Source organism: Acidovorax sp. (assembly GCF_016783915.1).
In the GTDB taxonomy this organism is placed as follows: Bacteria; Pseudomonadota; Gammaproteobacteria; order Burkholderiales; family Burkholderiaceae_C; genus Acidovorax.
In genome coordinates this window covers 1-27000 of the sequence record NZ_JADHVT010000051.1, presented here as the reverse complement: position 1 = coordinate 27000, position 27000 = coordinate 1, and the positions used below count along the sequence as shown (strand labels likewise).

The window sequence follows — 27000 nt, the reverse complement described above, 5'->3', positions numbered from 1 at the left end:
CATCTTCTTGATCGGCGACTTCACCAGCCTGATCGGCGACCCCTCGGGCCGCAACAGCACCCGCCCGCCGCTCACGCCCGAGCAGATCAAGGTGAATGCCGAGACCTACTACAAGCAGGCCAGCCTGGTGCTGGACCCGGCCCGCACCGAGATCCGCTACAACAGCGAATGGAGCGAACCCTTGGGCGCTACCGGGATGATCCAGCTGGCCGCCAAGTACACCGTGGCGCGCATGATGGAGCGCGACGACTTCCACAAACGCTTCACCACCGGCCAGTCCATTTCGGTGCATGAGTTCCTGTACCCGCTGATGCAGGGCTACGACTCGGTAGCCTTGAAGAGCGACCTGGAGCTGGGTGGCACCGATCAGAAGTTCAACCTGCTCATGGGCCGTCATCTGCAGCAGGAATATGGCCAGGAGCCGCAGTGTGTGCTCACCATGCCGCTGCTGGTGGGGCTGGACGGCGTGGACAAGATGTCCAAGTCCAAGAACAACTACATCGGCATTGCCGAGGACGCCAACACCATGTTTGCCAAGGTGCTGTCGATCAGCGACACCCTGATGTGGGACTGGTACACGCTGCTGTCGTTCAAGAGCCTGGCCGACATCGCCGCGCTCAAGGCGGAGATCGCTGGCGGGCGCAACCCCAAGGACGCCAAGGTGATGCTGGCCAAGGAGATCACCACGCGCTTTCACAGCGCGGCTGCGGCCGATGCCGCGGAGCAGGACTTCATCAACCGCAGCAAGGGCGGCGTGCCGGACGAGATCCCCGAGGTGAGCGTGTCTGGCGCGCCGCTGGGCATCGGTGCGCTGCTCAAGCAGGCCAACCTGGCCCCCTCGACCAGCGAGGCCAACCGCCTGATCGACGGCGGCGGCGTGCGCGTGGAAGGCAGCGTGGTCAGTGACAAGGGCCTGAAGCTGGACGCCGGCACCTACGTGGTGCAGGTGGGCAAGCGCAAGTTTGCACGGGTGACTCTGGCCTGATTTGGGGTCAAAACAGCCGCAAGCGCTAGAAGAATAAGCGCTGATAGCTATCAAAATGAAAGCGCTGAGGCCGCAGGGCCCAGCGCTTTTTTTTCATGACCCGTCCAGGTTGTCGTTCAGGTCCGGGTCGGGCACATCGCCAATCGCCTGGCGGGTGGCCTCGGCCTGCACCTGCAACCAGGCGCAGAAGGCCTTGATCTCCGGCCGTTGCGCGCTGCGCGGCCCCACCATGAGCCAGTAGGCCAGGGGCGAGTCGATGCGGTGGCCGGGCAGCACCTCCACCAGGTCGCCCGCGGCCAGGGCATCGGCAATCAGTGGCATGCGCGCCAGTGCCAGGCCCTGGCCGGCCAGCGCGGCCTGCACGATCTGGTGGGCGTAGTTGAAGTACAGCCAGCGCTGGGGCTGGAGCTTGGTCAGGTCGCGGGTGTCGAACCAGCGGCGCCAACTCAGGTATTCCAGGTAGTGCGTGCGGTGGGCGTCGCCCGCCTCGATCAGGGTGAACTGCGCCACATCGGCGGGGGTGCGCAGCGGTTTGCCGCTCTTGAGCAGCCAGGGGCTTGCCACCACGGCCAGTTGCTCGCCAAACAGGCGGATGCCGCCCTGGGTGGCACCGGCCGGCATGGCATAGCGCAGGGCCAGGTCCACGTCCGAGGTTTCCAGGTCCACCTGCACGTCGCTCGCATCAATGCGGATGTCGATGCCCGGATTGTCGCGCTGAAACTCCTCCATGCGTGGGATCAGCCACATCGATGCAAAGCTGGCCCAGGTGGTGATGGCCACGCTGCGGCGCCCAGCCGTCTGGCGCACCAGGCGCACGGCGGCGTCCATGCGCTCCAGCGCCGGGCCCACGGCGCGCTGCAACTGTGCGCCCGCGCTGGTCAGCTCTACAGCACGGGTGTGACGCAGGAACAGGGGCACGCCCACTTCTTCTTCCAGCGCCTGGATCTGGCGGCTCACGGCCGACTGGGTGAGGGCCAGCTCGTCGGCGGCCGCGCGAAAGTTCAGGTGTTTGGCCACAGTCAGGAAGGCGCGCCAGTGCCCTGTGGCCACGGGCCGGGTGCGCAAGACGGCGGGAGAGTATTCGGCAGAGGCCATGGCAGTGATCCTGAGTGCGATTCATGCGTTGACGGAATGAATAGCGTACCTTGTTTTCATTGGACTGTGTACGGTGTAAAGCGCACTATCCAGGCTCCTCAACACGTTTTACTGAAGCCAAGGAGCCTGTCATGTCCCCCCGCAACGTTCTGGAATCGCAACAATCCGTCCACGCCGCCACGGCTGGCCGTCGTGCGGCCGGCTGCTGGAAACTTGCCACAGGCCGGGCCTTGTCGCTGCGCCCGCACACCCATGGTGTGTTGCAGATTGCCCAGGGGCAGGTCTGGCTCACTTTGAGCGGGTCTTTGGCGGATTTGCCGGGTGCGGCGGCCGACCATGTGCTGCGGGCTGGCGAGCAATTGACCATTGCGCCGGGCCAGCATGTGGTGATGGAGGCCTGGAACCCCCGGGGCAGCGCCGAGGCTGTGGCTTTCCGCTGGGACGTCATGGCATCCCCCGCCCTGGTGCCTCCTGCCAGCCTGGCCGCCCGAGATTGGGAATGTGGCGTGGTGCAGCCGCTGCGCGACCTGGTGCAGGCGCTCGCCCAAGGCGGACGCGCCCTGGGTGCGGCACTGGCCGATGTGACGGGCGCAGGCGGGCGGTTTGCCGCTGGCCTGGCCCGGTTTGCTCTCAATCGGATAGCGCCCCAGTGGCAGCGCAGGGCTGCTTGACGACGACATGCAGGAAAAGCATCAATCGGTGCCGTGCTTTTCATTGGACGTTGTTCTGCAACCCGCGCACCATACGGTCTTATTAGGGTTAACCCGGAGAAAATCATGACAACCTCTCACGCTCTGCATCTGTTCGCATCTTCCCGCGCCATGGGCGCTGCCTCCGGTGAGGCTGGCAGCGTGGCCGCTGGCGCCGCCGTCACTCTGGCCCCCAGGGCCGCGATGACCTTGCGCATCTCCGAAGGCCAGGCCTGGGTTACGCTGGGTAAGGGCCTGTGCGATAGCAGCGACGTGTTTCTGTGTGCCGGCCAGTCGCTGCCTGTGGCGGCAGGCCAGTCGGTGGTGGTTGAGCCCCTGAACGGGCGCCGCCTGCAATACCGCTGGGTGCGCGGCGATGCCGCCAGTGCCCGCCCTGCATCGTGGTGGCGCCGTGCGTCTGTGGGCAATGGGGCTCCCGCCTGGGGCGACGCCTGCTGCGCCTGACCTGGTCTGAGGGGCTTGGGTGCCTCGGTGGGGGTGTGGAGTCAGAGTCCAAAAGAGCTGCTAGCGCTTGTCCGTCAAGCGGTAGCAGCTCTTTTTTTGATAGCATTGGGGCAAGCGCTAGGCCGTCTGCGGGTCTTCGCCCAACAGCCCGATCAACTGGGTCTGCAGCGTCGCCAGCAATTCATCCGACAACGCGGGCTGCGCCGCAGCGGTGGCCCGGGCCAGCACCAGCCCGCCCACCATGGTGGCCAGCACTTGTATCGCGCGCTCCCGGTCTTGTGGCTGCACCGTAGCGCTGCCTGCCTCGGCCCTGCCGTCTGCCAGCAACTGGGCAAACCGCTGGATGTTGCGCTCGATGCCCTGGGCAAACACTTCCGACAGCCCGCCGCCCGCCCGTGCTGCGTCCACCGCCAGCGCAGCGACGGGGCAACCTGTGCCCGGCGCGTCGCGGTGCTGGGGCGAGAGGTAGCGCTGGATGCGCTCGCCCAGGGTGGTGTGGGGTGTTGCGCCTTCCAGCGGGGTCATCGACCAGTCAAACGCTCGTGTACACGCCTCCTGCACCAGCGCATCCTTGGACGCGAAATGCCGGTACAGCCCGCCATGCGTAAGCCCGGCATCGCGCGTGATGTCGGCCACCCCCACGCCGGTCAGCCCCCGCTCGCGGTACAGGCGGGATGCTGCGTCCAGGATGCCCTGCCGGTTTTCTGCGGCCTGTGCTTTGGAAACCCTCATGAAAGCCTCTTATTGATTGCGGTCGTACGCAAAAAATGGGTTCGCGGTTTATGATGACGATTGCAATCATAAAGGCGCAGAACCTCTGTGCCGCAACTGTCTGACGAGGTGAATCCATGAAAAAAGCGAGTGGCGTGTGTAGCAACGAGGGCGTGGCCTGATGCGCCGCGTGGTGGTCACGGGCATGGGCCTGGTGTCGCCGCTGGGCTGCGGCGTGGAACTGGCGTGGCAGCGCTTGCTGGCTGGGCGCTCCGGCCTCTCGCGCTTGCCGGACGCGGTGACGGAAGGCATTGCCGCCAAGGTCGCCGGGCAGGTTCCCGGCATAGCGCAAGACCCCGAGGGCGGCTGGGATGTGGACGCCATCGTCTCGTCCAAAGACCAGCGCAAGATGGACCGCTTCATCCCCTTCGCGCTGGGCGCCGCGCAGCAGGCGCTGGCGCAGGCCGGCTGGCCGCCTGCCGATGAGCTGGCGCGCGAGCGCACGGCCACGGTGATCGCCTCGGGCATCGGTGGCTTTGGCGCCATTGCCGAGGCGGTGCGCACCACCGACACGCGCGGGCCGCAGCGGCTGTCGCCGTTCACGGTGCCGTCGTTCCTGGTCAATCTGGCGGCGGGGCAGGTGTCGATTCGCTACGGGCTCAAGGGACCGCTGGGAGCGCCGGTCACCGCGTGCGCCGCCAGCGTGCAGGCGATTGGCGATGCCGCACGCCTGATCCGCAGCGGCGAGGCCGATGTGGCCGTGTGCGGCGGCAGCGAGGCCGCTATCGACCGTGTGAGCCTGGGCGGTTTTGCGGCGGCCAAGGCGCTCGGCACGGCGTTCAATGACACCCCCGAGCAGGCATCGCGCCCGTTCGATGCGCAGCGCGACGGTTTTGTGATGGGCGAGGGCGCGGGCATGCTGGTGATCGAGGCGGTGGACCACGCCCTCGCGCGCGGCGCCACGCCACTCGCAGAGCTGGTGGGTTACGGCACGTCGGCCGACGCGTACCACATCACCTCAGGCCCCGAAGATGGTGACGGCGCCGCGCGCAGCATGTTGGCCGCGCTGGCGCAGGCGGGCCTCACGGCGCAGGACATGCAGCATCTGAACGCACACGCCACCTCCACGGGTGTGGGCGACCGGGGTGAGCTGGCCGCCATCCGCCGTGTGTTTGGCGCGGGGGCACAGGTGGCCATCAGCTCCACCAAGTCGGCCACCGGCCACCTGCTGGGAGCGGCGGGCGCGGTGGCCGCCATCTTCACCACGCTGGCGCTGCGCGACCAGGTGGTGCCGGGCACGCTGAACCTGCACACGCCCGATGCGTTGGCCGAGGGGCTGGACCTGGTGGCGCTGCTGCCCCGGCCCATGGCGGTCACGCACGCCATGCTCAACGGGTTTGGTTTCGGTGGCGTGAATGCCACGCTGATCCTGCGGCGCTGGTTGCCAACGGCTTGAGACTGCCCACGTGGGCGCATGTGCCGCACGGTGCGCAACGGGCGCAGTGCAGCGCCTGTTCAGATCACGAGTTCGCCGCGCATGGCTTCAAACGCGGCCAGTGCCGCTTCGCCATCGAGCCGCTCCATGCGGGACAGCGCGTCGGCGTCTTCCACCGTGCTGAACGCCAGGCTGAACTGCTGAAACCGCCGCCCCGCCAACGGGCCGTTGTGCACCACCTCCACATTCACATGCCGCGGGTCGTTGCGGATGCGTTCGATGAGCTTGAGCACCGATTTTTGCGGGCCTTCGAGCTGCTGGCAAAAGCGCTGGCCGTCAAAGATCAGCAGGCCCGTGACGTCCAGCTCGGCGTTGACCTGGCGCGCCTTCGCGGCAATCTCTGCCACGACGGCGGTCGGCTGGTCGGGCGCCAGCGTGCTGACGTAGAGAACTTCGTAGAGGGCGGAGCTGATTTTCATAAGTAGCGCCCAATGTAGGAGGGCCGCCTGCGCGGTGCAATGTCAAAAGACATAGAGGTACGGCAGGCGTTGCGGGGCCGCTGCACTGCTTCGCGGTCACGGCCCGGGTCCCTAGAATGGCGCCACCATGAACGTCTCCCTGCCGCCCCACGCGTGTCCGCCTGCCTGCCAGCAATGCCGCTTGCGCAAAACGGGTGCCTTCACGGCCGTGAAACCGGAGGTGCTGGATTTCATTGAAGGCTTTCGTACCGACAGCCTCGCCGTGGAAGCGGGCGGTGCGCTGGTGCGCGAGAACCAGACCAACGCCAAGTTGTTCACGCTGTATTCGGGCTGGGCGTTTCGCTACAAGACGCTGAGCGACGGGCGCCGCCAGATCCTCAACTTCCTGCTGCCCGGCGACCTGGTAGGCCTGCAGCAGGAGTTTGGCGAGGTATCGGCACATGGCATCGAGGCGCTGACCGACTGTTCGCTGTGCGTGTTCCAGAACGACAGCCTGTGGGCGCTGTTTCGCGAGCATCCGCGTCTGGGCTACGACATCACCTGGCTGTCCGCGCACGAAGAGGGTCATGTGGACGACAACCTGCTCACCGCTGGCCGCCGCAACGCCACTGAGCGTGTGGCCATGCTGCTCATGCACCTGTACCGCCGGCTGGATCGCATCGGGTTGGTGGAAGAGGGCTCGGTGGCGTTCCCGCTCAACCAGCAGCACATTGCCGATGCGCTCGGGTTGTCGCTGGTGCATACCAACAAGACGCTTCGGCGCCTGGCCATGCTGGGCCTGCACGAGCTGAAAAACGGGCGGCTGCGCCTGCTCAACACCCGCGCGCTGGCGCGCATCGCCGAGTATTACGACACCCCGCCACGGTTGATGCCGCTGCTGTAGGCCACGCAGACTCCTGGACGCGACAAAGTTCGTGTGCCAGGGGGCGAACGCGCCTATAGTGAAAGCGCCAGCAGCTATCAAATAAATAGCGCTGGGTGCCCTGCAGGTGGCAGCACGATAATCCTCGCCATGCCCGCGCGGCGTGCCCTGATCGCGCTCACCACACCGATCTGTTTATGACCCCACTCGACATCCTCATCATGGCGGCCGGCAAGGGCACGCGCATGAAAAGCCGCACCCCCAAAGTGCTGCAGCGCCTGGCCGGGCGCCCGCTGCTGCACCATGTGCTGGACCAGGCCGCGCACCTGCAGGCCCGCAGCGCCATCGTCATCACGGGCCACGGTGCTACAGAAGTAGAAGCAGCTACCGCAGGTGCGATCGGCGCTACCGGCACTTTTGACCTGAAATTTGTGCGCCAGGAGCCCCAGCTGGGCACGGGCCACGCCGTGTTGCAGGCCGTGCCTCACCTGCGTGACGACGGCACGGCGGTGGTGCTGTCAGGCGATGTGCCGCTGACCCAGGCCGACACCTTGCGCGCGCTGGTGGCTGCGAGTGCAGGCGAGCAATTGGCGCTGCTCACCGTGACCCTGCCCGACCCCGCGGGCTACGGCCGCATCGTGCGCAATGCAGAAGGCGCCGTGCAAGGCATCGTCGAACACAAGGATGCGACCGAGGCCCAGCGAGCCATCACCGAGGTTTACAGCGGCATCATGGCCGTACCTGCGCGGCTGCTCACGCCCTGGCTGGCGCGGCTGAAGAATGACAACGCCCAGGGCGAGTACTACCTCACCGACATCGTCGCCATGGCTGTAGCCGATGGTGTGCCCGTGGTGGCCCACCGCATCACCGACGCACTGCAGGTGGCGGGCGTCAACAGCCCGCTGCAACTGGCCGAGCTGGAGCGTGCGCACCAGCTGCGCACCGCGCGCAGCCTGATGGAGCAGGGCGTGCGACTGGCCGACCCAGCACGCTTTGACCTGCGCGACGACACCCGCACCGGCGTGCGCGGCGAGCTGGTCTGCGCGCAGGACGTGGAGATCGACGTGAACTGCGTCTTCACCGGCCGCGTGGAGCTGGGCGAGGGCGTGAGCATCGGCGCGAACTGCTGCATTGCCAATGCGCGCATCGCGGCCGGCGCCGTGATTCACCCCTACACCCATATCGATGGCGAAAAGGCTGGCGTCACGGTGGGCGAAGGTGCGTTGATCGGTCCCTTTGCCCGCCTGCGCCCCGGCGCGCAGCTGGGCCGCGAGGTGCACATCGGCAACTTTGTGGAAGTGAAAAACAGCACCCTGGCCGATGGTGCGAAAGCCAACCACCTGGCCTATCTGGGCGACGCCACCGTGGGCGAACGCGTGAACTATGGCGCAGGCAGCATCACCGCCAACTACGACGGCGCCAACAAGCACCGCACGGTGATCGAGGCCGACGTACACGTGGGCAGCAACTGCGTGCTGGTGGCGCCTGTGACCATTGGCGCTGGCGGCACGGTGGGCGGCGGCAGCACTATCACCAAGAGCACGGCGCCCGGCGCGCTGAGCGTGGCGCGGGGCAAGCAGGTCAGCATTGCCAACTGGTCGCGCCCGAAAAAATGAAACACCCCCAGAGTCGCTTCGCGCCTTCCCCCTCCAGGGGGACGCCGCCAGCGCACGCAGGCGCAGCGACCCCATGGTGTCTCGGCGGCCCTTGCGCGGCGGCTCCTGGCCTGGGCCGCGCCATGCTGCGGGATGAGGAAAATTGGCATGGATGAAGAACGGGACAGGCGGACCATGGAAGGGTTGCGCGCCGAACTGGCCCGCAGCCAGCGGCAGGTGGCCGACATGGCGGCTGCGCAAGAGGAGTTCTTGCGCGCGGTGTCGCACGACCTGCGTGCGCCGCTGCGGCATATGACCTCGTACGGCACGCTGGTGCGCGAGGTGCTGTGCGACCTGCCGCCCGAGGTGGTGCAGGGCGCTGAGGTGCAAGAGGCACTGGGCTTCCTCGCCACCATGGACCAGTCGGCCCGGCGCATGGGGCTCATGATCGACGGCCTGCAAGCCCTGGTGCGTGCCACACGCGCGCCTCTGCGGCTGCAGCCCGTGCCGCTGGCCGATGCCATCGCGCAGGCACGCATCACCTTGGACGCTGCCGAAGCAGGGCGAGCTGTGGAGTGGCGCATAGGCGCGGACCTCCCCACGCTGCAGGCCGACCCCACGCTGCTGCAGAAGCTGTTGGTGCAGCTGCTGGGCAATGCCCTCAAGTTCACCCGCCCCGTGGCGCAAGCGTGCATCACGGTGTCGGCGGACGCGGCACCGGCAGGCGAGGTCGCCTTCACCGTGCAGGACAACGGTGTGGGGTTCGACCCGGCACGCGCGGGCAGCTTGTTTGGCGTGTTCCAGCGCCTGCACCGCGAGACGGAGTTCGAGGGTGTGGGCACAGGCCTGGCGCTGTGCCGTGCCATTGCGCAGCGCCACGGCGCACAGATCAGTGCGACGGCAGTGCCGGGGGCAGGCTGCACGGTAAGGGTGCAGTGGCCGGTGAGTCCTGCAGCCGCCAACGAGATCTGAAGCTGCCCGCAGTGGTGGCCTTTACACCGCCGGCACCAGCGCTGGCTCCATGCACCCGGCCACCTGATTGCGCCCACCATTCTTGGCCGCATACAGCGCTGCGTCGGCCGCGTCGATCCACGCACGCAGGCTGCTGTGGCGGTGGTCGGCCGGGGCTACGCCGATGCTGCTGGTGATGCGCAGCTCGGGCAGACTGCGCAAGCGCACGCCTTCGGTCTGCTCGCGGATGCGCTGGGCAATGGCCAGCGCATCCCGTGCCTGCATGCCGGGCAGCACGATGGCAAATTCATCCCCGCCGTAGCGCCCCGCGCAGTCGCCCGCGCGCACGTTGCCCCGCACCACATGGGCGAGGGCGCGGATCACCTCGTCACCCACGGTGTGGCCGTAGGCGTCGTTGATCTCCTTGAAGTGGTCGATGTCCAGCATCAGCATGCAGGCGGGCTCGTCGGTGGTGTGGTGGCGGCGCAGTGCGGCCTCGGCCTGTTCTTGCCAGTGGCCGCGCCCGAACAGGCCGGTCAGCGCGTCCACCCGCCGCAATTCGTCCAGCATCTGGTTATGGCGCGCAGACTGCCGGATAAGCTGGTAGCTGACGATGCTGACCGACAGCGTATGCAGCGACATCACCGGCAGGCACGCCACCATCACGCGCATGGAGGTCTCTGGCGACCAGTGCAGTCCCATGACGGCGGTGCTGGCGATGCCGGCCGCCAGCATCACCCACAGGGCGCGCGCCCACAGCCCCCGGATGCCGGTGGTGATCTTGTCCACCATGGTCAGGGTGAGCAGCAGCACGCTGGGCAACAGGTTGAAGTGCATCAGCGGCACCAGCGTGGCGACCAGGGCCGAGTCGATGAGCAGGTTGCGCACCTCGGCGGCATAGGGATCGGCGGATCGGCGTGTGAGCAGGTAGGCCACATGCGGCCACACCAGCGTTGGCAGCAGCAGCGCCGCCCAGGCCATGGCGGATGCCTGGCGCTCCCATAGCACCATCGCCACCACCATGCCGCCCAGCCCCATGCCCAGGATGCGCAAGGGGTAGATGCGGCGGGGCATCTGGCGGCGGGGTGTGGGCATGGATGTGAAAGGGAGCCAGGGGCGCCACCGGGGCGTCCACCGGCCATGGGTAGAAAGTGCGACGGAGCTTACAACGCGCTGCGAAGCGATACCAGCACGAAATGACCACCCACGCGCACGCGGCTACCGCAGCGCGCTGCTGGGGGCTATGGCTCTTTCAATGCGCCCGCAGGTGCCGCAGTTGCTGGCGCAGTGCCGCCACTTCCTCGATCAGGTCGGCCGTGAGTGCGGCCAGGTGGGGGTCGGCGTCAAAGGTGACTTCGAGGTGAGCGATGCGCCGCGCGCGCACCACGGTGGCGCCGCTGAAGCGCCAGGTGCTGGGGTCGTCAACCCCTACGGCGCCCGGCTGGAGCAGGCCGTCCTGCAGCCGGGCCATAACCCAGTCGGCGTCCATGCGGCAGGCGCGGGCCAAGGCGTCCAGCGTCAGGGCCGCGCCGTTGGGCGGGGTGGCTGTAGTGTGGTCAGTAGCGTGGTCGGTATCGTCCAGCAGCTCGGCGAGCGGGGTGGTGGGCGTGGGCTGGCTCATGGTTGGGCTCATGGCTGGGCTCCTGGCTGCGCCGTGGAGGTGGGGCGCGGTTGGTAGTGGGCAAAGGCTTGCGCCAGTGCGGCGTAGGCGGCTCGCTCGGCGTCGTTGGTGGCTGGGGGCAAGGCCAGGTGCAGCTCCAGGTACAGGTCGCCCGGGGGGTGGCCTGGAATGCCACGGCCCTTCAGGCGCAGCTTGCGCCCGGACTTCCAGCCTGCGGGCACGCTCACTTCGATCACCGATCCGCCGGGCGTGGTGACCTCGACGGACGCGCCCAGTGCGGCCTCCCACGGGGTCACGGCCAGTGGCTGGTACACATCGCGCCCTTCGGCGCGCCAGCGCGGGTCGGGCTTGAACAGCACCTCCAGAAACAAATCGCCCGCTGGTGCGCCGCCCCAGCCCGGGCTGCCCTGCCCAGCCAGGCGGATGAGCTGGCCCTCGCGCACGCCCTGGGGAATCTTGACGGCCAGCTGGCGCTCGTCGCGCACCAGCGATCCGTCGTCGGCCTGGTGTGCGCTTTGCAGTGTGAGGGTGCGCTCGGCGCCCCGGTAGGCGTCTGCCAGGTCGAGTTCGATGCGGGCATGGTGGTCGGTGCCGCGCTGTGCGTGGGCTTGCGGGCCCTGCGGTCCATCACCCCGCTCGGCGCGGCCTGATGTGCCACGTGCCCGCGCGGCTCGGCCAAACAGCTGCTCAAAAAAGTCGCTGTAGTCGCCCGACGCACCGCCGGGCCCGTGGGTGCCGCCATGGCTGCCTGCGCCGTCGGAGAATTCGAAACCGGCATCCCAGTGGGGCGGCGGGCGAAACTCCTGGCCGGGCCGTGCGTGGGGCTCCTGTGCCAGGCGGTCGTAAGCGGCGCGTTTTTCGGGATCTGACAGCACGGCGTTGGCCTCATTCAGCGCCGTCATGCGGGCAACGGCGTCGGGCTCTTTGCTCACGTCGGGGTGGTATTTGCGCGCCAGCTTGCGGTAGGCCTTTTTGATCTCGTCGGCCGTGGCCGTGGGGCTCACGCCCAGGGTCTGGTAGTAGTCCTTGAACTCCATGCAGCAGGCTCCTGCACAAGGAGCGTTGGCGACATGCGCGGCGCACACCCTGTGTATCGGAACACTCTATGCCGATGCGGCCCGAAGGCAATAGGACAACGCGAGGACAACGCGACCACCCGGCGCAGACGAAACTGCAATGAATGCAAATTGCTATTGTATTGATAGCTATTGGGGCATATCAATCCAGCGCTACAGGTACTTTGGTCTCAAATTTCGCACGGCGGGTCGCAAAAAATGCTTTCACGTTGCGCACGTTGGCATCGCCTGTGAACAGGCGCTGCGACAGCGCCAAATAACCCGGCATGTCCCGTGTGTGCACCACCAGCACAAAGTCCGGCCCGGGCGACACGCGCCAGCACTGTTGCACGGCGGCCTCCTGCACGGCGCGGGCCTCAAAGGCGTCGAGCTGTTCGGCGCCCTGGCGGTCCAGCGACACCTCCACGATGCACGCCAGCCCATGGCCTTGCAACGCGGCCAGCCGGTCGGGCTGCAGGATGGCCACTTGGCGCTCGATCAATCCCACATCGTGCAGGCGCTTGATGCGGCGCAGGCAGGTGGGTGGGGACACATGCACCTGCTCGGCCAGGGACTGATTGCTCTGTGCGGCATCGATTTGCAGCAGGTTGAGCAGCTGGAGGTCGATCGTGTCGAGGGATATGGATTCCATTGTCAGAGGAAATTTGACTGAAAATTTCATTCGTGAAGATTGGTGAAATTAAAGTTCAAAAATATATGAATATCAATCGATAATTTTTCTCGGTGATGCCTACGATCGCCCCATCGAATCCAACCCAGAGGCAACCACCATGTGCGGTATCGTCGGCGCGGTCTCCACGCGCAACATCGTTCCCATCCTCGTGCAAGGCCTGCAACGGCTTGAATACCGGGGCTATGACTCCTGCGGCGTGGCAGTGCATGCGTCCAGCCTGGACGCCACCCGCCCCGCTGGCTTGCAGCGCGCCCGCAGCACCGCCCGCGTGGCCGAGCTGCTGGAGCAGGTGAGCACCGAGCACATCGACGGTGCCACCGGCATCGCCCACACCCGCTGGGCCACGCATGGCGCGCCCGCCGTGCACAACGCCCACCCACATTTCAGCCACGGTACAGGCGCAGACGCGCAGGTCCAAAGCGCGGGCCGCGTGGCCCTGGTGCACAACGGCATCATTGAAAACCACGAAGAACTGAGAAAGGCATTGCAGGCGCGCGGCTACGTGTTTGCGAGCCAGACCGACACCGAGGTCATTGCCCACCTGGTGGACAGCCACTACAGCGGTGACTTGTTCGAAGCCGTACAGGCCACCGTGGCCGAGCTGCATGGTGCGTATGCCATCGCCGTCATGCACAAGGACGAACCCCACCGCGTGGTAGGCGCACGCGCCGGGTCGCCACTGATCCTGGGGGTGGGCAAGGACGCTGTCGCCGGGGCTTCAGCGTCACGCGAGCACTTTCTGGCCAGCGACGCCATGGCTTTGGCGGGCGTTACCGACCAGATCATCTACCTGGAAGAAGGTGACCTGGTGGACCTGCAACTGGGCCGCTACTGGATCGTGGGCAAAGACGGCGCCGCGCTGACCCCCGCCCAGCGCCCCGTGCGCACCGTGCTGGCCCACAGTGGCGCGGCCGAGCTGGGCCCTTACCGCCACTACATGCAAAAGGAAATCTTCGAGCAGCCGCGCGCCATCGCCGACACGCTGGAAGGCCTGGCCGGCATCGTGCCCGAACTGTTCGATGGCGCGGGCCAGTACGGCGAGCCTGGCGCCGCCGCCTGGCGCGTGTTCAAGGAGATCGACAACGTGTTGATCCTGGCCTGCGGCACCAGCTACTACAGCGGCTGCACCGCCAAATACTGGCTGGAAGACATTGCAGGCATCCCCACGCAGGTGGAAGTGGCCAGTGAATACCGCTACCGCACCAGCGTGCCCAACCCCCGTACCCTGGTTGTCACCATCAGCCAAAGCGGCGAAACCGCCGACACGCTGGCCGCGCTGCGCCACGCGCAGTCCTTGGGCATGCAACACACCCTCACCATCTGCAACGTGGCCACCAGCGCCATGGTGCGCGAATGCAAGCTGGCCTACATCACGCGCGCCGGGGTGGAGATTGGCGTGGCCAGCACCAAGGCCTTCACCACACAGCTGGCGGGCCTTTTCTTATTGACGCTGGCGCTGGCCCAATCCAAGGGACGTTTGAGCGACGAGCAGGAATCAGCCCACCTCAAGGCCATGCGCCACTTGCCCGTGGCCTTGCAGGCCGTGCTGGCGCTGGAGCCTCAAATCATCAGCTGGGCCGAAGACTTTGCGCGCATGGAAAACGCGCTCTTTCTGGGCCGGGGGCTGCACTACCCCATCGCACTCGAAGGCGCCTTGAAGCTCAAGGAAATCAGCTACATCCACGCCGAGGCCTACCCGGCCGGTGAACTCAAGCACGGCCCCCTGGCCCTGGTCACCAGCGCCATGCCCGTGGTCACCGTGGCACCCAACGACACCTTGCTCGAGAAGCTCAAGAGCAACATGCAGGAGGTGCGCGCCCGCGGCGGAGTGCTCTACGTACTGGCCGACGCTGACACCCGCATCGAAAGCAGCGAAGGCATCCACGTCATCCGCATGCCCGAGCACTATGGCCCCTTGAGCCCGCTGCTGCATGTCGTGCCGCTGCAGCTGCTGGCGTATCACACGGCATGTGCGCGGGGGACGGATGTGGACAAGCCAAGGAATTTGGCAAAGAGCGTCACCGTGGAGTGACTTGGTGAACAGGCCGTTTTTCATAACCTGACTGATCGATTTGCTATCTGCTGCTCGGGTTGTGAAGTCTCTCAGGTCAGCGTCTACACCAGTGCGATTGATGCTTGACGGTTGTTAACGCAGCTCAAGGATTGCACCGCGCGCAGTGGCGCGGATCTGCCAGTGCCCGTGTGGCCTTGTTGATCCTGGATTGGTATTCGCAGCGTGGGCATGACCAGACCTCTGCGCGGCAGGACGCTGTAGGCAGTCCGCACGCAGAGCAGGCCAGCCCTGGTACACGCTCGGCAATCCAGTAGCCAGGGGCGTCGCATGTGGGGCAGCAGGACTGCAGCCGCTGAAGCAAATCCTGTGCAGCTTCCTCGATGAGGTGCATGCGGGTGGGGTTGGCAAAGGCCCTCAGGTCGGTCTCTACAAAGACTTGGCGGTTGGTGGACTGGGCTTGGCATGCGTCGAACCAGTGCCGCAGCTGCTCCCAGTCCGCGATACCTTTGTGCATACGGATGTCGTCCTGGCTCTCCGGACGCAGCACCAGCTGGTGTTCCGGGAAGCCCTTGCGCTGAGCGAACGCCTCCACGGCACTCCAGTCATCGTTCAGCAGATGCCCACTGCGTGCGGGGCCTTGTGCCATGCCGACCACCTCGATGCCCATGCGGTCGTCCAGCCAGGCGATCAGCTCCACGTTCCAGGGCGCCATTCCTGTGAACGGATCGGGACCAAAGCTGCCCTCGCTGGCCAGGCCGGCATCGAGGCCGGAGAGCTCCATGCCCTTTCGAGCTTTGCGCCGTGCTGCCTCCAGCTGCGAGCCCGCACGTGCCGTTTCGCGGGTGAAAGTGCCCAGCAGGTCGGTATCGAACCCGCTGACATGTTCAATCGTGCAACCCAGGCCAGGCTCCAGCGTGGGCGCGATGACCTGCTCCTTGCCATGCTGGGTCAGCAAGGCGATGCGACGGTCAGCATAGGGGAGCGCACTGTTGTGCATCACCAGTTCTCCGTGTGCAGCGGCTCCCAGAGACCCTGGTCATAGCGCGTCAGGTCGGCGCCTTCCCACCGCCAGAGATGCAGCCACCCATGGTCCACCAGTTGCTTGACGACGGCATGTTGATCGATCACTGCGTCGATGGATTGGCGGGGCGCATCAATCACCACGGTCAGCCTCAGCGGTTCGTGGACCCAGCGCTTGCCGTCGTGCACCGATTGCTGCGACAGGCCGATGCGCAGATCGCCGCCGTTGCCTTCAAAGACGCCGATGTTTCCGCCCATCACGTTGTGCAGCACCTTGTTGCCACTCCCCAGGCGTGTGGGGTCGCAGGTGGATGCGTGGTACTGCCAGTTGATCCAGTGAGTGACCAGCATAGGCGCGGTCATGAGCGCCTCCAGCAGGCTGCCGTCAGGGTCTCTCTGGGCGTCATAGTCGTGCAGAAAGCTGCGTCCTTGCAGTGCAGCGCCCAGAGTCCTGTGCCGGGGCGCGATGACGAAGGCTGCGTTGCCTGCCAGACCCCACTCAGGGCGTGTCTGGGCCCCGTCGTTGGCGCGCCTGCGCAACTGCTTCAGCAAGTCGTCGTGGGGCGCCCGTGGGTCGATGTGCAGGTGCGGCGCCCGTTCTCTGCGGACCTGGTCACTGGCATGGTGCAGCACTGGTTGTAGGCTGTCCCACAGTTGGCGGGCGGCTGGGGGCAGCAGGTCCAGGTCAAAGCCCTCGATCTCATCGGTTGTGGTGTTGTGCAGGGTCGCCACAAAGGTTGTGGATTCCGGAATGGTGAGTCCCTGTTTGCTCAGGCCCGTGCGCACGGCAGGCTCGTTCAGTAGTTGCGCCAGGCTGCGGGCGCTGACTTCGCCGGTCTGGCCGCAGCATGCGCCGCAGTCCAGCGCTGCCGCATGGGCGTTATTGGCCGATTGGCTGCCATGCCCCACCAGCAGCACCAGAGGGGCCAGATAACCGTCCAGCCCCATGGAGCGCAGCACCCGCGCAGCCAGTGACACCTTGGCGTCGATATCCAGCCCCGTCAATTGAGGCCGGCACAGGGGGCGATACCGAGCTGGCAGGCCTTCCAGCGCGTCGCGGGCTCTGGCTTGCCGGGATGGCAGCAGCCACCGGCCCAGCTTGCCTGCGTAACCCACGCCAGCCGCCTCGACAAACGAGAAAGCCGCACCGGGCCAGCGGCTGGCGGACAGCCATTGGTCGGCCAGCGCGAAACGCTTGGCGCGCGCACTGGTGGCCGCTGTCTGCAGCGTAGTATTGGTCTGTGAAGCGCCAGTGGCGGACGGCACAAAGCAGTCGGTGGCTTCCACTGCGGGAGCCAGCAGGCCTGGCAGATGCGGAGTGCGAGCGCTGGTGCCTAGCGGGGTGTAGGCGAGTGGCAGGCCAAAGAAGCCCGCAAAGCCGATGGTCTGCACGGCAGGCCAGACGGCCTCCAGGGACCGCCGCAGCGGCTCACTGCGCACATCAATACAAAAGGCGGCTTGCACCTCGATCTCGTGCGGATTGGGCGGAGCACTGCCTGCGCCATGCAGCCGCTGGGCCAGCTGGCGCTGGTAGCCGATTTCCAGGGCCACTTGCCACACTTCATCGACCAGCAATGCCTGCTCTGCCCGTTGCAACAAGGCGGGTGCCTGGCCCCAGGCCTGTTGCAGCGCCTGGAAGGCATGGGTGCCTGCGGCGTCGTCCTTGCAATGCAACAGAACGGCGCCCCATGCCAGTCGGATTGCCAGCAACTCCCGCAGGTGCGGGTCGGTGGCCTGGTTTAAGTGGGCTTGCCAGCCCAGATAGGCGCACCAGGAAGCCCAGCCATTCACCGTCAGCAGCACCGACTCCAGATAGTCTGGCCACACCGCCTTTGGAAGGCGCAGCCTGTGCAGCACCCAGCGTTCGGCGTCTTCGCGGGTGTCGGGTAGGGCTTCCAATGCCTCGGCCAGTTGTGGCAAGCCCATCAACAGGCCGATGGAGTGGTCGTGCTGCAGACTCTCGCGCCAGAACGCGTAGAGGCCCTCGGAGCGCTGGGGCTGCCAGTCGGCCTGTTTCTGGTCGAAATACGCCGCGCAGGTCTGGCTCACCTGGTGGGTGATGGCCTGGCGCCAGGACAAGCGGGTGTGGCGGTGGGGGTCGTTGTCCAGCACATCGATCAGCAGGGGCAATTGCTCCACCGGCTGAGTGCTGTGCAGCGCCTGCACACAGGCTGCAGCTGTCAAGCCGCAGGCTTGTGCCTGAGGCACCAGGCGGAGGGCTTGGTCCAGGTCCAGCGGGCTGATGCGTCCTTCCGTCCACGCCTGCAGCTGCCGGTCGCGACCGGGAAAGACCTGGATGCCTCCCAGCGCTGCCATGCGCGCAGCCACCCGGCGCACCGGCATGCCGATGCGCGCCCAGTGCGGGTTGACTGCAATGGCACGGTCCAGGGGCCAGGCCGGTGCGATGGCTTGGCATGCTTGTGCGCAGGCTGTGTCGATGTCGTTGTGCGATGCCGGGTGCGACTCAGCCTGCGTGGGCGCTTGCGCCGCGAGCTCCTCGGTGGGGCAGTCGGTCAATGATTCCATCATGGGGTTCTCCGGGTGCAGGGCAGTTCAGTGGGCGGCTCTTTGCAGAGCGGGGCCCGGTACACGTGGGGCGGCGTCGCGCGCGGCAGGTGGTGTCCAGGCCGTGGGCCAGATGTACAGTGCCAGCCGGGTATAGGCCTCGTCGATGTAGAACCCCGCATAACTCCAGCGGCGCCACGCCCGCAGCATGTGGGGTTGTCTTTGCAGCAGCGCCAGAAAGAGGTAAAGCCCTGAAAGCCCGATCAGTGCCAGCCACCCCAGAACGTGTGAAGGAGCATCGCGCAAGCCCAGAGGCAGATGGTGAATGGCAACGGCAGCTCCTGTGAGGCCCGCCACCATCACCAGCCCGGCAAGGCTGTGCAAAGCCGCAGTCTTTACGGATGCTTGGCCCTGAGGCGACCAGAGCAACGGTGCCCAGGCCAGCCCCAGCACGGCGGACCACCAGGCGGGCCAGGGTGCATCCGCTGCCAGGTTCAGCACCAGCAGCACGGTGGCCGTCGCGGCGACCGGTGCAAGCGCCAGGCTGATCGCAGTGGGGGGTGTTGCGCTGTGCATGGCTTGCAGCCGGGTTTGCCGAACAGCGTTGGATGCCGACAGAAACACATGGGCCTTGTACAGCGAGTGCCCCACAAGGTGCAGCGCAGCCAGCGTGTATAGGCCCAGCCCGCATTCGAGCAGCATGAACCCCATCTGCGCCACGGTGGACCAGGCCAGTCGCACCTTGATGCTGATGCGTGTCAGCATCACTATGCCAGCGAGCACTGCTGTTCCCAGCCCGAAAACGACCAGCACAACGCGGGCAGCGGCTGCGTTTTCAAGCAGAGGGGCAAACCGTATCAGGACGAAACCGCCAAGGTTGACAACGCCTGCGTGCAGCAGAGCAGACACCGGTGTGGGCGCCTCCATCACCTGGATCAGCCAGCCATGCACAGGCAACAAGGCCGTCCGCAAAATCACGCCCAGGGTCAGCAGCACGGCGCTGGTGTGCAACAACGGGGACATGCCCTCGCGCGCGATGTGCGCCCACAGTGCGGACAAAGATCCGCTGCCGACTTCCAGCCAGGCTAGTGCCGCCGCGCTGACCAGCAATACGTCGGCCACCCGGTCAGCAATCTGTTTTTTGTGGGCTGCCAGGCTGGCAAATGCCCGGTCGGGGTAGAAGCACAGCAGGTGTTGTAGTGCGATTCCCACCAGAGCCCAGGCGATGGCCAGGACGATCCAATGGTCTGCCAGCAGCAGGACATGCACGGCAGCCAGCACGCCAGCCAGCGCCGCCATATAGCGCTGCTGGCGATGCTCTCCTTCCAGATACCGTGCAGAAAATCCTGCGATGACGGTACCCAGCAGTTGCACCAAGACCCCCATGCACAAGCCCATCGACGATGCCTTGAGCCAGCCTGGGAGATCCGGATTGCCGATGCCAGCCATGGCAGCGATAGCCGCCATGACAGAACCCGCCAAGGCAGCACCAGACAGGAACAGCATCCAGCGCCACAACGCGGCGACCGAGCCTTTATGGCACAGCGCCAGTGCCATCGCGGCCAGCATGAGCATGCCCGGTACCCATGCGCTGGCCTGGGACAAAACATGAAGAAATGGCATCACTCAACCTCCAGAAACAAGACTGGGGGCGATGATGCTGTGGGGTTACTGTTCTGTAAAATACATTGAAAAGAACAAAATAATATTAAAAATAGAACAATGAGGCTCGATCAACTCAACTTCAACCACCTGTTCTACTTTTGGCGAGTGGCCAAGCTCGGGCATCTCACCCAGGCAGCGCAAGAACTGCACACCTCTCAGTCCGCGGTGTCCACCCAGATCCGGCAACTGGAAGAGCGCCTGGGTGAGGAGCTGTTTCTGCGCGAAGGCCGTCGCTTGTTGCTGACCGACACCGGGCAGCTGGTGCTGGCATATGCCGAGAACATCTTCGGGCTGGGCCAGGAAATGCTGGGGCGCCTGCAGGGCAGCGCTTCTGGGGTCACTCGGCTGCGCGTAGGCAGCGTGGCGACGTTGTCCCGCAACTACCAGGAGAACTGGATCCGCCCCTTGTTGGCGGATTCGTCCGTGGTTTTGACACTCGAGTCAGGGCTGCTGGAGGGGCTCATTTCCCGCTTGGTGCACCACCAACTGGACGTGGTGCTGGCCAATGAAACGGTGCCTTCCGACTCCGAGCGTCCCTTGCATTGCCAGTTTCTCGGGAGCCAGTCCATATCGCTGGTCGGCCCCGCGAGCGTATGGCAGTCGCGCTCATTGCGGATACCCGAAGATCTGGAAGGGATGGAGGTAGCGCTGCCCGGCCCCCGCCATGCACTGCGTGCGCAGTTTGACGCCCTGTGCGCATCGGCCGGAGTGACGCCTCGTTTGCGGGCTGAGGTCGATGACATGGCCATGTTGCGCCTGATCGCCCGTGACAGTGGTTGGCTGACCGTATTGCCCGAGGTGGTGGTTCAGGACGAGCTGCGCGCTGGCATCCTGGTCAAGGTGGGCTACTCCGCCGGGCTGCAGGAGCATTTCTACGCCATCACCACCCGTCATCGGCACCGCATCGAGGTGCTGGAAACCCTGCTGGATCGTTCATCAGGCCGCATTGGTACGCCCTGACAGCCCTTGTATGGAATCGCCAGAAAGTGCGCTCATAAAAAAGCTCCCGCGAGGGGAGCTCCTTGATGGGCGATGTGGTGCGTTGCGCGGGGAAAACCCTTGCCCGGCAGCAGCGAATACGCCGGGCGGTGGCGTCCGGGACGCCCGCATCACCTTCAATCACATGGCGTTGCCGATTTCGCCGTGGGAGATCTGACCTGTGCGAACGGCTTCTGCGGCCTGGGCACGAACGGCTGCACGGTCGGCCGTGGATTGGTAGGTGGCAACACGCGAGCCGGCGGGTTCCATGCTGTGAGTTTTGGCTTCTACCACGGCCTCTGCGCGGACTTCGGCGCGGGTGCGTTGGGTTTCGAACTGGGTCGCAAATTGCGAAGCATCGGCTTCATCAGCGTGAGCGCCCAACGAGGCGAAAGCGGCAACAGCAGCGATGGAGAGGAAACGTACGGTCTTGTTCATGATGCAAATCCTTGAATGAAAAAAGCGTCTCAAAAAAAGCCGGGGCGAAGAGCACAAAGCGCAGGCTTAAAACTGCTTCACTCCGGGTTCGGTGAGTCGCCTGACGGGTTCGGCTCATCGATGGGATGAACTGTACGCCGATGGTGTTCAATAAAAAACTAGTTGGTAGCGAATTGACTATTCGGGTATTGAGAATAATCTGAGGACGCGATCCGACCGAGTTGGGGTTCGAGCCGCTCCAGCACTGCTGCGGCCGCGAATGGCTAGGGCTTGCTGCGCGCCTTGCGTGCCGCGCGGGCAGCGGGGCTGGGTGCCTTGTGGCTCGCCTGATCCAGCCACAGCAAGGTGTCCATTTGCGCCATGAAGTGGCGCAGATAGTCCGGAGACAGGGAGCGCATCAGGCTGAGTGAACGCAGCACCAGCTTGTGCGCGTTGAGCGGTCCTGCGTTCTCAGGGCCCCGGTGCAGGGCCTGCACCACCTGTTGCTCCGCAGCAATATGTGACCAAGCCTTGCTGAACTGGTGCGCGCTTTTGAGCGCGGGCAATGGAGCGCTATCCACCACAAAAGGGTCGCCCCCTGCGGTACTGGGCTGGGGGATGCCCAACGACTGATTCAGCCGCGCCAGCGGAGAGTTTGGGTTGGCATGGCTTTGGTGGCCGATCGATGGTTTTGTGCGGGGCGGGTTCTGGGTGTAGCGTGCCAGTGCGGACTCCAGCTTGTGCGCCAACAGCCGCTGCACGGCGGGCGGCTGGCCAGGCAGGCGGCGCGCCAGCACCTCCAGATAGTGGAAACGCGCGGGGTCGTGATGGTGCGCGCCTGCTGCACGCAAGGCCTCCAGGCGGGGATCGGTCATGGCGCGCGCGGGGGCTCGGCAGGCCGGGGTGGTGCTGCCTTGGGGACAGGCGCCATCTCCACCCGCCGGTTTTGTGCGCGGCCTTTTTCGTCGCTGTTGTCGGCTACGGGTTGTTCGGCGCCAAAGGCGGCCGCAAACACTTGGGACGAGGGCATACCTTCGTCAATCAGCGCCCGGGTCACGGTGAGTGCACGCTGGGCTGACAGCTCCAGGTTGTCCGCAAAACGTTTCTGGCTGCCGCGCAGCAGCGCGGTGTTGTCGGTGAAGCCGCTGACCATGAGCATTTCATCGCGCTCGCGCAAGTAGACGCCTAACGGCTGGACCAGGCTTTTGAGCAGCTGCCGCCCCTCTGTACGCAGTTCGTCCGAGCCGGTGGCAAACAACACGCTACCGCTGATGCCAATGCGCCCGTTGTTCACCGTCACGCGCCCGCTGGCCAGCGGAATGGCCAGGGCCTTTTCGAGCGCCATGCGCCGCTGCTCTTCCATCTGGCGCTTTTGCACTTCCTGCTGCAGGCTGGCCACCAGATCAATCTGCACCACCAGCACGCCCACCAGGATCAGCACAAACGCACCCAGCAGTCCCGCCATCAGATCGCCGAAGACAGCCCATACCGGAGCTGTCTGGTCGGTGGCATCGTCCAGGGTGTCATCCATGCCGGTCACGCGGGCACCCCTTGTTCTGCCGTGGCCCTGCCATGCAGCCGGCGCAGGTCTTCCACGATGCCTTGTTGTGCGCTGATGCTCAGGTCAATCACCTCGCGAGCCTGCGCCACGTAGTAGGCCAGCTGTTCGTCGCTGCGGCCCATGGACTCGCGAAGGGCGCCCTCCATACCGTGCAGGCTCTCCATGAGCTTGTCGTTGCTGGCGCTGAACAGGCCCACGCCGTGGTGAAAGGATTCGCCCAGGCTGGACAACTCGATGGCACTGGCCGCCACCTGTGCCGCCACTTCGTCCACCTTGCCCGCCTGCGCGCCCAGGGCCTGGGCAAATTGCTGGCCGGCTTGTTCCAGCACCTGGGCGGCGGAACCCACAAGGGCATCGATGGCTGTGCGTTGCTGAGCGGCGGCTTCGTTCACGGATTGCAGCAGGGTGCCCAGTTGCTGTGTCATGGCCGTGCGCTCAGCCAATGCTAGGTTGTCGCGTTCGCCCAGGCGTGTCATTTCCTGTCGCAGCTGAATGATGACTTCGGCCGCAGCCTGCGGCACATCGGAGGCGGTCTGCAGCAGGCGCGTGAGTGGCGCTTCCAGCGCAGCGCCCAGGGTGGCCAGGTGCTCTGCCACGGCGGCTTGCAGGGTATCCAGGCGGTCCACGGCCGCCTGTCCGCGTGTGGCTTCGGCATCGCGCAGGGCGACCAGTTCATCGCGCCACACCTGGGTCAGTGCCTCCATGCGTTGGCCCTGGGCTTGCACCCACTGGGCTTCGGTGTCGATGCGCGTGCGCAGCAACGCGTCGGATTGCTCCATCAGCGCAGTGGTGCTGCTCAACGTGCGTTCCACCTGGGCGTTCAGTCGCTGGCTCACCTGCGTGGCGGTGTCTTCCAGGGCTTGCACCATGGAGCGCTGTTGTTCCACGGTCTGTGTGGCTGCGCGCTGCCATTCAGCGCTGAGCGTGTGAGCCAGGCCCTCCATGGACTGGCTCCAGCCTGTCAGCCGCTGCGCGTCAGCCTCTCGTTGCGCCTGGTGGGCCTCGGCCACGGTGCGTTGCAATGCAGCCAGTAATGCGCTGGAGCGTTCTTCAAAGGCGTTGTTCGCAGACTGAAGGCGGTGCTCGATCTGCTGGGCAGCACTTGCCAGTGCAGCGCCGGTTGCCTGTTGCTGTGCGGCGGTCTGTGTCCCTAGGCTTTGCCATTCGGCGCTGAGCTTCTGGGCCATCTCGTGCATGGATTGCGTCCAGCCTGCCAGCCGCTGTTCGTCAGCGGTTCGTTGCGCACCGTGGGCTTCGGCCACCGTTGCTTGTAGCGTGGTGACCAGGGCTTGAGCCTGTTGTGCAAATGCCAGGGTGGTCGCTTGCAGTTGCTGGTCCATCTGCTGTGCGGAGCGCTCCAGGGCCTGGCCCACCTCCTGCTGTTGGGTCAGCGTGTGGGTGCCCATGCGCTGCCATTCTGCGGCCAGGTTGCGGGCCATGTCTTGCATGGAGTGCCCCCAGCCTTGCAGTCGCCGCTGGTCGAACTCGGCCTGGGCGGCCTGTTGCTGTGCCGCCGAAGCGTGCAGCGAGTCCACCAGGGTTGTCGAGCGTTCGTCGAAAGCCTGCGTGAGCTGTTGCAACGCCCCTTCAAACCGGGTTGCCAGTGCGCCCTGTGCGTGCGCCTGCTGATCGAGCGCCTGGGTCCATGTGTCGCCCACCTTGCGCGCCGTGCCCTCCCATTGGGCACTGAGGGCTTGCAGCTGGTTGCCGGTCTGCTCTCGCAGCCGCTCGTGGGTGCGCTGGGACTCTTGTGCCAGCGTCGCCATGGCCTGCTCCACCACCGGGCGCAGAGCGGCAGTGGCTTGCTGGGCACTGGTGCTCAGACTGTCTTGCAGCGATGTGCCCACGGCCTGCGCCAATCGGGTGTATGCAGCAGAGGCCTCGTTGTGAAAGCCCTGCTGTTGCGCCAGAAGTTGGTCGTTGAGCTGGCTGTGGCGGCGCTCCAGCCCGTCCATCATGGCTTGCAGGCGGTCGGCAATCAGTGGCAGGGCCTGGGCCTGCGCTTGCAGGGCCAGCAAGGTGTCCTCGCGTCGTTGGACCGACGAGAACGCACGGAACAGCGTGGGTATGCGTGCATCCAGCTGGCGTACTGCCTGCAGACGTTCTCTGCGGCTCAGGGCCGACAACAACCCCAGCGCAGCGGATGTGGCGACACCCGCGACGGACGTGCCGAATGACAGGCCCAGCCCCTTGATGGGCGCGGCCAGCGCGTTGCGAATGGACTCCAGGTTGCCTGAGGCCTCCAGGGCGAACACGGCACCGTGGAATGTCACCACCATGCCTAAAAACGTCCCGAGCATGCCCAGCATGACCAGTAGTCCCACCAAGTAGGGCGTGAGCGCGGGGCCGGGCAAGGCGACTCGTTCGCCTTCGATGCGTTGGCGAACTGGGTGACGCAGGGCGGGGTTCAGGCGTTCCAGCCAGGCGTCCAGTGCGGGGGGCTCGGTGTGTGCCTCCAGTGCAAGAGCCAGCGAAGCGGTGGCAGCGCGATAGCGCATCAGCTCCCAGGCCCCCAGCAGGTAGGTGACGGCGATCACTACCGTCATCACCAGCGCCAACGGGCTTGTGCCCATAAAACCCCAGCCCACCCAGCCTACGGCCGCCAGGCCTGCAGCGAAGATGGCTGCCATCACACTCTTGTTCATTCTTGTTGTCCTGTTGTGTCGTTCTGGGCTGCTTCCAGCAGCCCTGTGATCGGTTCCACGCGCGCTTGCAGCTCTGCCATCAGCAGGGCCTGCATGTCGCGCTCAAAGGCCCACAGCCAGCCACCAGCCTGTCGCCAGCGCGCCGGCTCATCTGCCAGCGCCTGTGCCATCAGCCTGTGCTGGTGTTGCCGTTGGCGGTGTGCCAGACGGCGCTCCAGGTGCGCAGGAAGCAAGGCCCACAGCCGCTGTTCGCGCGATGCCAGCATGCGCTCCATGACTGCGTCCAGCGCTGCGATTTGGCGCAATGTGGCGGTGCCTTGTGCGATGGCCTGGCGCACCTGCGCCCTCAGGGTCTGCAATCGCAGGTCCATTTGCTTTTGCAGGTCCAGATAGCGCGGTGCATGTGTGGCGAAATCTGTATCCAGCATCGGGTCGGGCAGCTCCACGGGCGTGTTGTCAGCCCGGGCCCGCAGCGGCTTGGGCGCTGCTGGCTTGGTGGTCATCAGCGCTTCGAGATCTGCACGGGTCTGCTGTACAAGTCCGGTCAACGCGGCCACGTTCAGAGCCAACGCTGGGCGTTTTGCCGCAGCCGCCTGCGATGGCAGGGACTCGATCGCGTGCAGCGCCCGGCTGAGCTGGACAGCATCCACGGTGCCCAGCCATTGGCTCAGCTGCTCCGCCACGTCGGGTGGCTTGGGTGCTGATACGGGATGTGCCGCTCGCTCGCTGGCCTCCCGCGTCCATTGCTGGAGCAGGACCACAAGAGGTGCGCTGTTGAGTCGGTGGTGTTGGGTCATCCCGTGGAGGCCATGCACTGGGTGGGCATCGCCGCGCTGGGTTGTCCGGCGGCGCATGCAAGGGGGAACGGGTCCCCCGTAGGCAAAGCCCGCTATTTTCGCAGGAACGAAAGACCGGTCCGTTGGTCAGCGCCCGGCGTTGCAGCTGTTACACATGAGAAGCGTGCGGAACGGCTGCCCACAAGGGCCCCATCTATTGCTAATTGGGTGAGGCTCAACAGGATTTCGCGTCTCACATAGGTCATTTGGGTTGACCGCAGTCGCCAACGCCGAAATTTCAAGCCAAAAAGACGCCGGGGGCATCTAGCCGGTGCGATTCACGCTCCAGCCTCAGTACGTCTCCAGATGCAGTCGCCCTTCGAGCTGAAGCGTCCCACCCAGGGCGTCCCAGCTCAGCCCCGCCTCCTGGGCGATGTCACGCAGCGCCATCACCACGCCTTCTTCCATGCCCTTGAGGCCGCAGACGTAGAAGTGGCTGTTGTCATCGCGCAGCAGGGCCAGCAGGTCGGCGGCGCGCTCACGCATCAGGTCTTGCACATAGCGCTTAGGCTGCCCGGGCGTGCGGGAGAAAGCCAGGTTGATGTCGATGAAATCCTTGGGCAGGCTTTGTAGGGGGCCGAAGTAGGGCAGTTCCTGCTCCGTGCGTGCGCCGAAGAACAGCAGGAGCTTGCCGCCCTCAAACTTGCCGCTGTTGCGTAGCCTGCGTCGCCACTCGGTCATGGCGCGCATGGGAGCGCTGCCGGTGCCGGTGCAGATCATCA

At 65.6% G+C, this 27000-nt stretch carries 24 protein-coding genes and 1 pseudogene; 9 read left to right on the top strand and 16 right to left on the bottom strand.

Annotated elements, in window-relative coordinates:
* A partial coding sequence (tyrS, locus tag ISS20_RS11780; RefSeq protein WP_291436808.1) for a tyrosine--tRNA ligase occupies positions 1–985 on the top strand: 985 nt, incomplete at its 5' end.
* 93 nt (positions 986–1078) lie between these two features.
* Here the strand turns inward: tyrS and ISS20_RS11775 are convergent.
* Complete coding sequence (locus tag ISS20_RS11775) at positions 1079–2080, bottom strand: LysR substrate-binding domain-containing protein (RefSeq protein WP_056743853.1); 1002 nt, start codon at positions 2078–2080, stop codon at positions 1079–1081.
* Between the two features lie 131 nt (positions 2081–2211).
* Between ISS20_RS11775 and ISS20_RS11770 the strand changes: the two genes are divergently transcribed.
* Both ISS20_RS11770 and ISS20_RS11765 read left to right on the top strand, forming a co-directional pair.
* Positions 2212–2751 carry a DUF2917 domain-containing protein gene (locus ISS20_RS11770; protein ID WP_291436806.1) on the top strand — a complete coding sequence of 180 codons (540 nt, stop codon included), beginning with the start codon at positions 2212–2214 and terminating at the stop codon, positions 2749–2751.
* Between the two features lie 105 nt (positions 2752–2856).
* A complete protein-coding gene (locus ISS20_RS11765; RefSeq protein ID WP_291436804.1) occupies positions 2857–3234 on the top strand; it encodes a DUF2917 domain-containing protein in 378 nt (125 codons plus the stop codon).
* 117 nt (positions 3235–3351) lie between these two features.
* Here ISS20_RS11765 and ISS20_RS11760 read toward each other — a convergent pair whose 3' ends face one another.
* Entirely contained in the window at positions 3352–3966 is a 615-nt protein-coding gene (locus tag ISS20_RS11760) for a TetR/AcrR family transcriptional regulator (RefSeq protein WP_291436802.1), read from the bottom strand.
* Between the two features lie 160 nt (positions 3967–4126).
* On the opposite strand from ISS20_RS11760, the gene fabF reads away from it, so the two are divergent.
* A complete protein-coding gene (gene fabF, locus ISS20_RS11755) occupies positions 4127–5401 on the top strand; it encodes a beta-ketoacyl-ACP synthase II (protein WP_291436800.1) in 1275 nt (424 codons plus the stop codon).
* 59 nt (positions 5402–5460) lie between these two features.
* Here fabF and ISS20_RS11750 read toward each other — a convergent pair whose 3' ends face one another.
* A complete protein-coding gene (locus ISS20_RS11750; RefSeq protein WP_291436798.1) occupies positions 5461–5859 on the bottom strand; it encodes a BLUF domain-containing protein in 399 nt (132 codons plus the stop codon).
* Positions 5860–5986: 127 nt separating this feature from the next.
* On the opposite strand from ISS20_RS11750, the gene ISS20_RS11745 reads away from it, so the two are divergent.
* From ISS20_RS11745 to ISS20_RS11735, 3 genes are all read left to right on the top strand, one after another.
* Positions 5987–6742, top strand: coding sequence for a Crp/Fnr family transcriptional regulator (locus ISS20_RS11745; protein ID WP_291436797.1), 756 nt, complete (start codon positions 5987–5989; stop codon positions 6740–6742).
* Positions 6743–6918: 176 nt separating this feature from the next.
* Entirely contained in the window at positions 6919–8337 is a 1419-nt protein-coding gene (gene glmU / locus ISS20_RS11740; protein ID WP_291436794.1) for a bifunctional UDP-N-acetylglucosamine diphosphorylase/glucosamine-1-phosphate N-acetyltransferase GlmU, read from the top strand.
* Between the two features lie 147 nt (positions 8338–8484).
* A complete protein-coding gene (locus ISS20_RS11735) occupies positions 8485–9288 on the top strand; it encodes an ATP-binding protein (protein ID WP_291436792.1) in 804 nt (267 codons plus the stop codon).
* A 21-nt stretch (positions 9289–9309) separates the two neighbouring features.
* On the opposite strand, the gene ISS20_RS11730 is transcribed toward ISS20_RS11735, so the two are convergent.
* The 4 genes from ISS20_RS11730 to ISS20_RS11715 form a co-directional block, all read right to left on the bottom strand.
* The gene (locus tag ISS20_RS11730) at positions 9310–10362 is read right to left on the bottom strand and encodes a sensor domain-containing diguanylate cyclase (protein WP_291436790.1); all 1053 of its coding nucleotides are present in this window, start codon (positions 10360–10362) and stop codon (positions 9310–9312) included.
* A 157-nt stretch (positions 10363–10519) separates the two neighbouring features.
* The gene (locus tag ISS20_RS11725; protein ID WP_291436788.1) at positions 10520–10900 is read right to left on the bottom strand and encodes a MerR family transcriptional regulator; all 381 of its coding nucleotides are present in this window, start codon (positions 10898–10900) and stop codon (positions 10520–10522) included.
* Positions 10897–11925 (bottom strand): DnaJ C-terminal domain-containing protein, encoded by a 1029-nt coding sequence (locus ISS20_RS11720; RefSeq protein WP_291436786.1) that lies wholly within the window; start codon positions 11923–11925, stop codon positions 10897–10899. The genes ISS20_RS11725 and ISS20_RS11720 overlap by 4 nt, the downstream gene beginning before the upstream one ends.
* 181 nt (positions 11926–12106) lie before the next feature.
* Positions 12107–12595: an Lrp/AsnC family transcriptional regulator gene (locus ISS20_RS11715; RefSeq protein ID WP_291436784.1), complete on the bottom strand. Its 489-nt coding sequence runs from the start codon at positions 12593–12595 to the stop codon at positions 12107–12109.
* A 139-nt stretch (positions 12596–12734) separates the two neighbouring features.
* Between ISS20_RS11715 and glmS the strand changes: the two genes are divergently transcribed.
* Positions 12735–14669, top strand: a complete 1935-nt coding sequence (gene glmS / locus ISS20_RS11710) for a glutamine--fructose-6-phosphate transaminase (isomerizing) (protein WP_291436782.1) — start codon at positions 12735–12737, stop codon at positions 14667–14669.
* 124 nt (positions 14670–14793) lie between these two features.
* Here the strand turns inward: glmS and ISS20_RS11705 are convergent, their stop codons facing one another.
* The 3 genes from ISS20_RS11705 to ISS20_RS11695 are packed head-to-tail and all read right to left on the bottom strand — an operon-like array spanning position 14794 to position 19799.
* The gene (locus ISS20_RS11705) at positions 14794–15648 is read right to left on the bottom strand and encodes a DUF6671 family protein (RefSeq protein ID WP_291436780.1); all 855 of its coding nucleotides are present in this window, start codon (positions 15646–15648) and stop codon (positions 14794–14796) included.
* Positions 15648–18200 carry a YbcC family protein gene (locus ISS20_RS11700; protein ID WP_291436779.1) on the bottom strand — a complete coding sequence of 851 codons (2553 nt, stop codon included), beginning with the start codon at positions 18198–18200 and terminating at the stop codon, positions 15648–15650. Before ISS20_RS11700 ends, ISS20_RS11705 begins: the two co-directional genes overlap by 1 nt.
* Before the next feature lie 24 nt (positions 18201–18224).
* Positions 18225–19799 (bottom strand): NADH-quinone oxidoreductase subunit L, encoded by a 1575-nt coding sequence (locus tag ISS20_RS11695; RefSeq protein ID WP_291436776.1) that lies wholly within the window; start codon positions 19797–19799, stop codon positions 18225–18227.
* A gap of 99 nt (positions 19800–19898) precedes the next feature.
* Between ISS20_RS11695 and ISS20_RS11690 the strand changes: the two genes are divergently transcribed.
* Complete coding sequence (locus ISS20_RS11690; RefSeq protein ID WP_291436774.1) at positions 19899–20801, top strand: LysR family transcriptional regulator; 903 nt, start codon at positions 19899–19901, stop codon at positions 20799–20801.
* Positions 20802–20960: 159 nt separating this feature from the next.
* On the opposite strand, the gene ISS20_RS11685 is transcribed toward ISS20_RS11690, so the two are convergent.
* The 6 genes and pseudogenes from ISS20_RS11685 to ISS20_RS11660 form a co-directional block, all read right to left on the bottom strand.
* Entirely contained in the window at positions 20961–21257 is a 297-nt protein-coding gene (locus tag ISS20_RS11685; RefSeq protein ID WP_015015694.1) for a DUF4148 domain-containing protein, read from the bottom strand.
* Positions 21258–21520: 263 nt separating this feature from the next.
* A complete protein-coding gene (locus ISS20_RS11680; protein ID WP_291436771.1) occupies positions 21521–22111 on the bottom strand; it encodes a DUF2894 domain-containing protein in 591 nt (196 codons plus the stop codon).
* Entirely contained in the window at positions 22108–22776 is a 669-nt protein-coding gene (locus tag ISS20_RS11675; RefSeq protein WP_291436770.1) for an OmpA family protein, read from the bottom strand. Before ISS20_RS11675 ends, ISS20_RS11680 begins: the two co-directional genes overlap by 4 nt.
* Positions 22773–25442 carry a DUF802 domain-containing protein gene (locus ISS20_RS11670; protein WP_291436768.1) on the bottom strand — a complete coding sequence of 890 codons (2670 nt, stop codon included), beginning with the start codon at positions 25440–25442 and terminating at the stop codon, positions 22773–22775. Before ISS20_RS11670 ends, ISS20_RS11675 begins: the two co-directional genes overlap by 4 nt.
* Positions 25439–26239 carry a DUF3348 family protein gene (locus ISS20_RS11665; RefSeq protein WP_291436766.1) on the bottom strand — a complete coding sequence of 267 codons (801 nt, stop codon included), beginning with the start codon at positions 26237–26239 and terminating at the stop codon, positions 25439–25441. Before ISS20_RS11665 ends, ISS20_RS11670 begins: the two co-directional genes overlap by 4 nt.
* A gap of 330 nt (positions 26240–26569) precedes the next feature.
* A pseudogene (locus ISS20_RS11660) lies at positions 26570–27000 on the bottom strand (benzoyl-CoA oxygenase); the annotation flags it as partial.

What these genes read in the sequence shown, in the direction of transcription:
- ISS20_RS11730 (WP_291436790.1), bottom strand. Translation starts at nt 10,362, where the DNA reads ATGCCCACACCCCGCCGCCAGATGCCCCGCCGCATCTACCCCTTGCGC.
- ISS20_RS11720 (WP_291436786.1), bottom strand. Translation starts at nt 11,925, where the DNA reads ATGGAGTTCAAGGACTACTACCAGACCCTGGGCGTGAGCCCCACGGCC.
- ISS20_RS11670 (WP_291436768.1), bottom strand. Translation starts at nt 25,442, where the DNA reads ATGAACAAGAGTGTGATGGCAGCCATCTTCGCTGCAGGCCTGGCGGCC.
- ISS20_RS11715 (WP_291436784.1), bottom strand. Translation starts at nt 12,595, where the DNA reads ATGGAATCCATATCCCTCGACACGATCGACCTCCAGCTGCTCAACCTG.
- ISS20_RS11760 (WP_291436802.1), bottom strand. Translation starts at nt 3,966, where the DNA reads ATGAGGGTTTCCAAAGCACAGGCCGCAGAAAACCGGCAGGGCATCCTG.
- ISS20_RS11765 (WP_291436804.1), top strand. Translation starts at nt 2,857, where the DNA reads ATGACAACCTCTCACGCTCTGCATCTGTTCGCATCTTCCCGCGCCATG.
- ISS20_RS11695 (WP_291436776.1), bottom strand. Translation starts at nt 19,799, where the DNA reads ATGCCATTTCTTCATGTTTTGTCCCAGGCCAGCGCATGGGTACCGGGC.
- glmU (WP_291436794.1), top strand. Translation starts at nt 6,919, where the DNA reads ATGACCCCACTCGACATCCTCATCATGGCGGCCGGCAAGGGCACGCGC.
- ISS20_RS11705 (WP_291436780.1), bottom strand. Translation starts at nt 15,648, where the DNA reads ATGCACAACAGTGCGCTCCCCTATGCTGACCGTCGCATCGCCTTGCTG.
- ISS20_RS11665 (WP_291436766.1), bottom strand. Translation starts at nt 26,239, where the DNA reads ATGACCCAACACCACCGACTCAACAGCGCACCTCTTGTGGTCCTGCTC.
- ISS20_RS11775 (WP_056743853.1), bottom strand. Translation starts at nt 2,080, where the DNA reads ATGGCCTCTGCCGAATACTCTCCCGCCGTCTTGCGCACCCGGCCCGTG.
- ISS20_RS11700 (WP_291436779.1), bottom strand. Translation starts at nt 18,200, where the DNA reads ATGATGGAATCATTGACCGACTGCCCCACCGAGGAGCTCGCGGCGCAA.
- ISS20_RS11735 (WP_291436792.1), top strand. Translation starts at nt 8,485, where the DNA reads ATGGATGAAGAACGGGACAGGCGGACCATGGAAGGGTTGCGCGCCGAA.
- glmS (WP_291436782.1), top strand. Translation starts at nt 12,735, where the DNA reads ATGTGCGGTATCGTCGGCGCGGTCTCCACGCGCAACATCGTTCCCATC.
- ISS20_RS11745 (WP_291436797.1), top strand. Translation starts at nt 5,987, where the DNA reads ATGAACGTCTCCCTGCCGCCCCACGCGTGTCCGCCTGCCTGCCAGCAA.
- ISS20_RS11770 (WP_291436806.1), top strand. Translation starts at nt 2,212, where the DNA reads ATGTCCCCCCGCAACGTTCTGGAATCGCAACAATCCGTCCACGCCGCC.
- ISS20_RS11725 (WP_291436788.1), bottom strand. Translation starts at nt 10,900, where the DNA reads ATGAGCCCAACCATGAGCCAGCCCACGCCCACCACCCCGCTCGCCGAG.
- ISS20_RS11685 (WP_015015694.1), bottom strand. Translation starts at nt 21,257, where the DNA reads ATGAACAAGACCGTACGTTTCCTCTCCATCGCTGCTGTTGCCGCTTTC.
- ISS20_RS11750 (WP_291436798.1), bottom strand. Translation starts at nt 5,859, where the DNA reads ATGAAAATCAGCTCCGCCCTCTACGAAGTTCTCTACGTCAGCACGCTG.
- ISS20_RS11690 (WP_291436774.1), top strand. Translation starts at nt 19,899, where the DNA reads ATGAGGCTCGATCAACTCAACTTCAACCACCTGTTCTACTTTTGGCGA.
- fabF (WP_291436800.1), top strand. Translation starts at nt 4,127, where the DNA reads ATGCGCCGCGTGGTGGTCACGGGCATGGGCCTGGTGTCGCCGCTGGGC.
- ISS20_RS11680 (WP_291436771.1), bottom strand. Translation starts at nt 22,111, where the DNA reads ATGACCGATCCCCGCCTGGAGGCCTTGCGTGCAGCAGGCGCGCACCAT.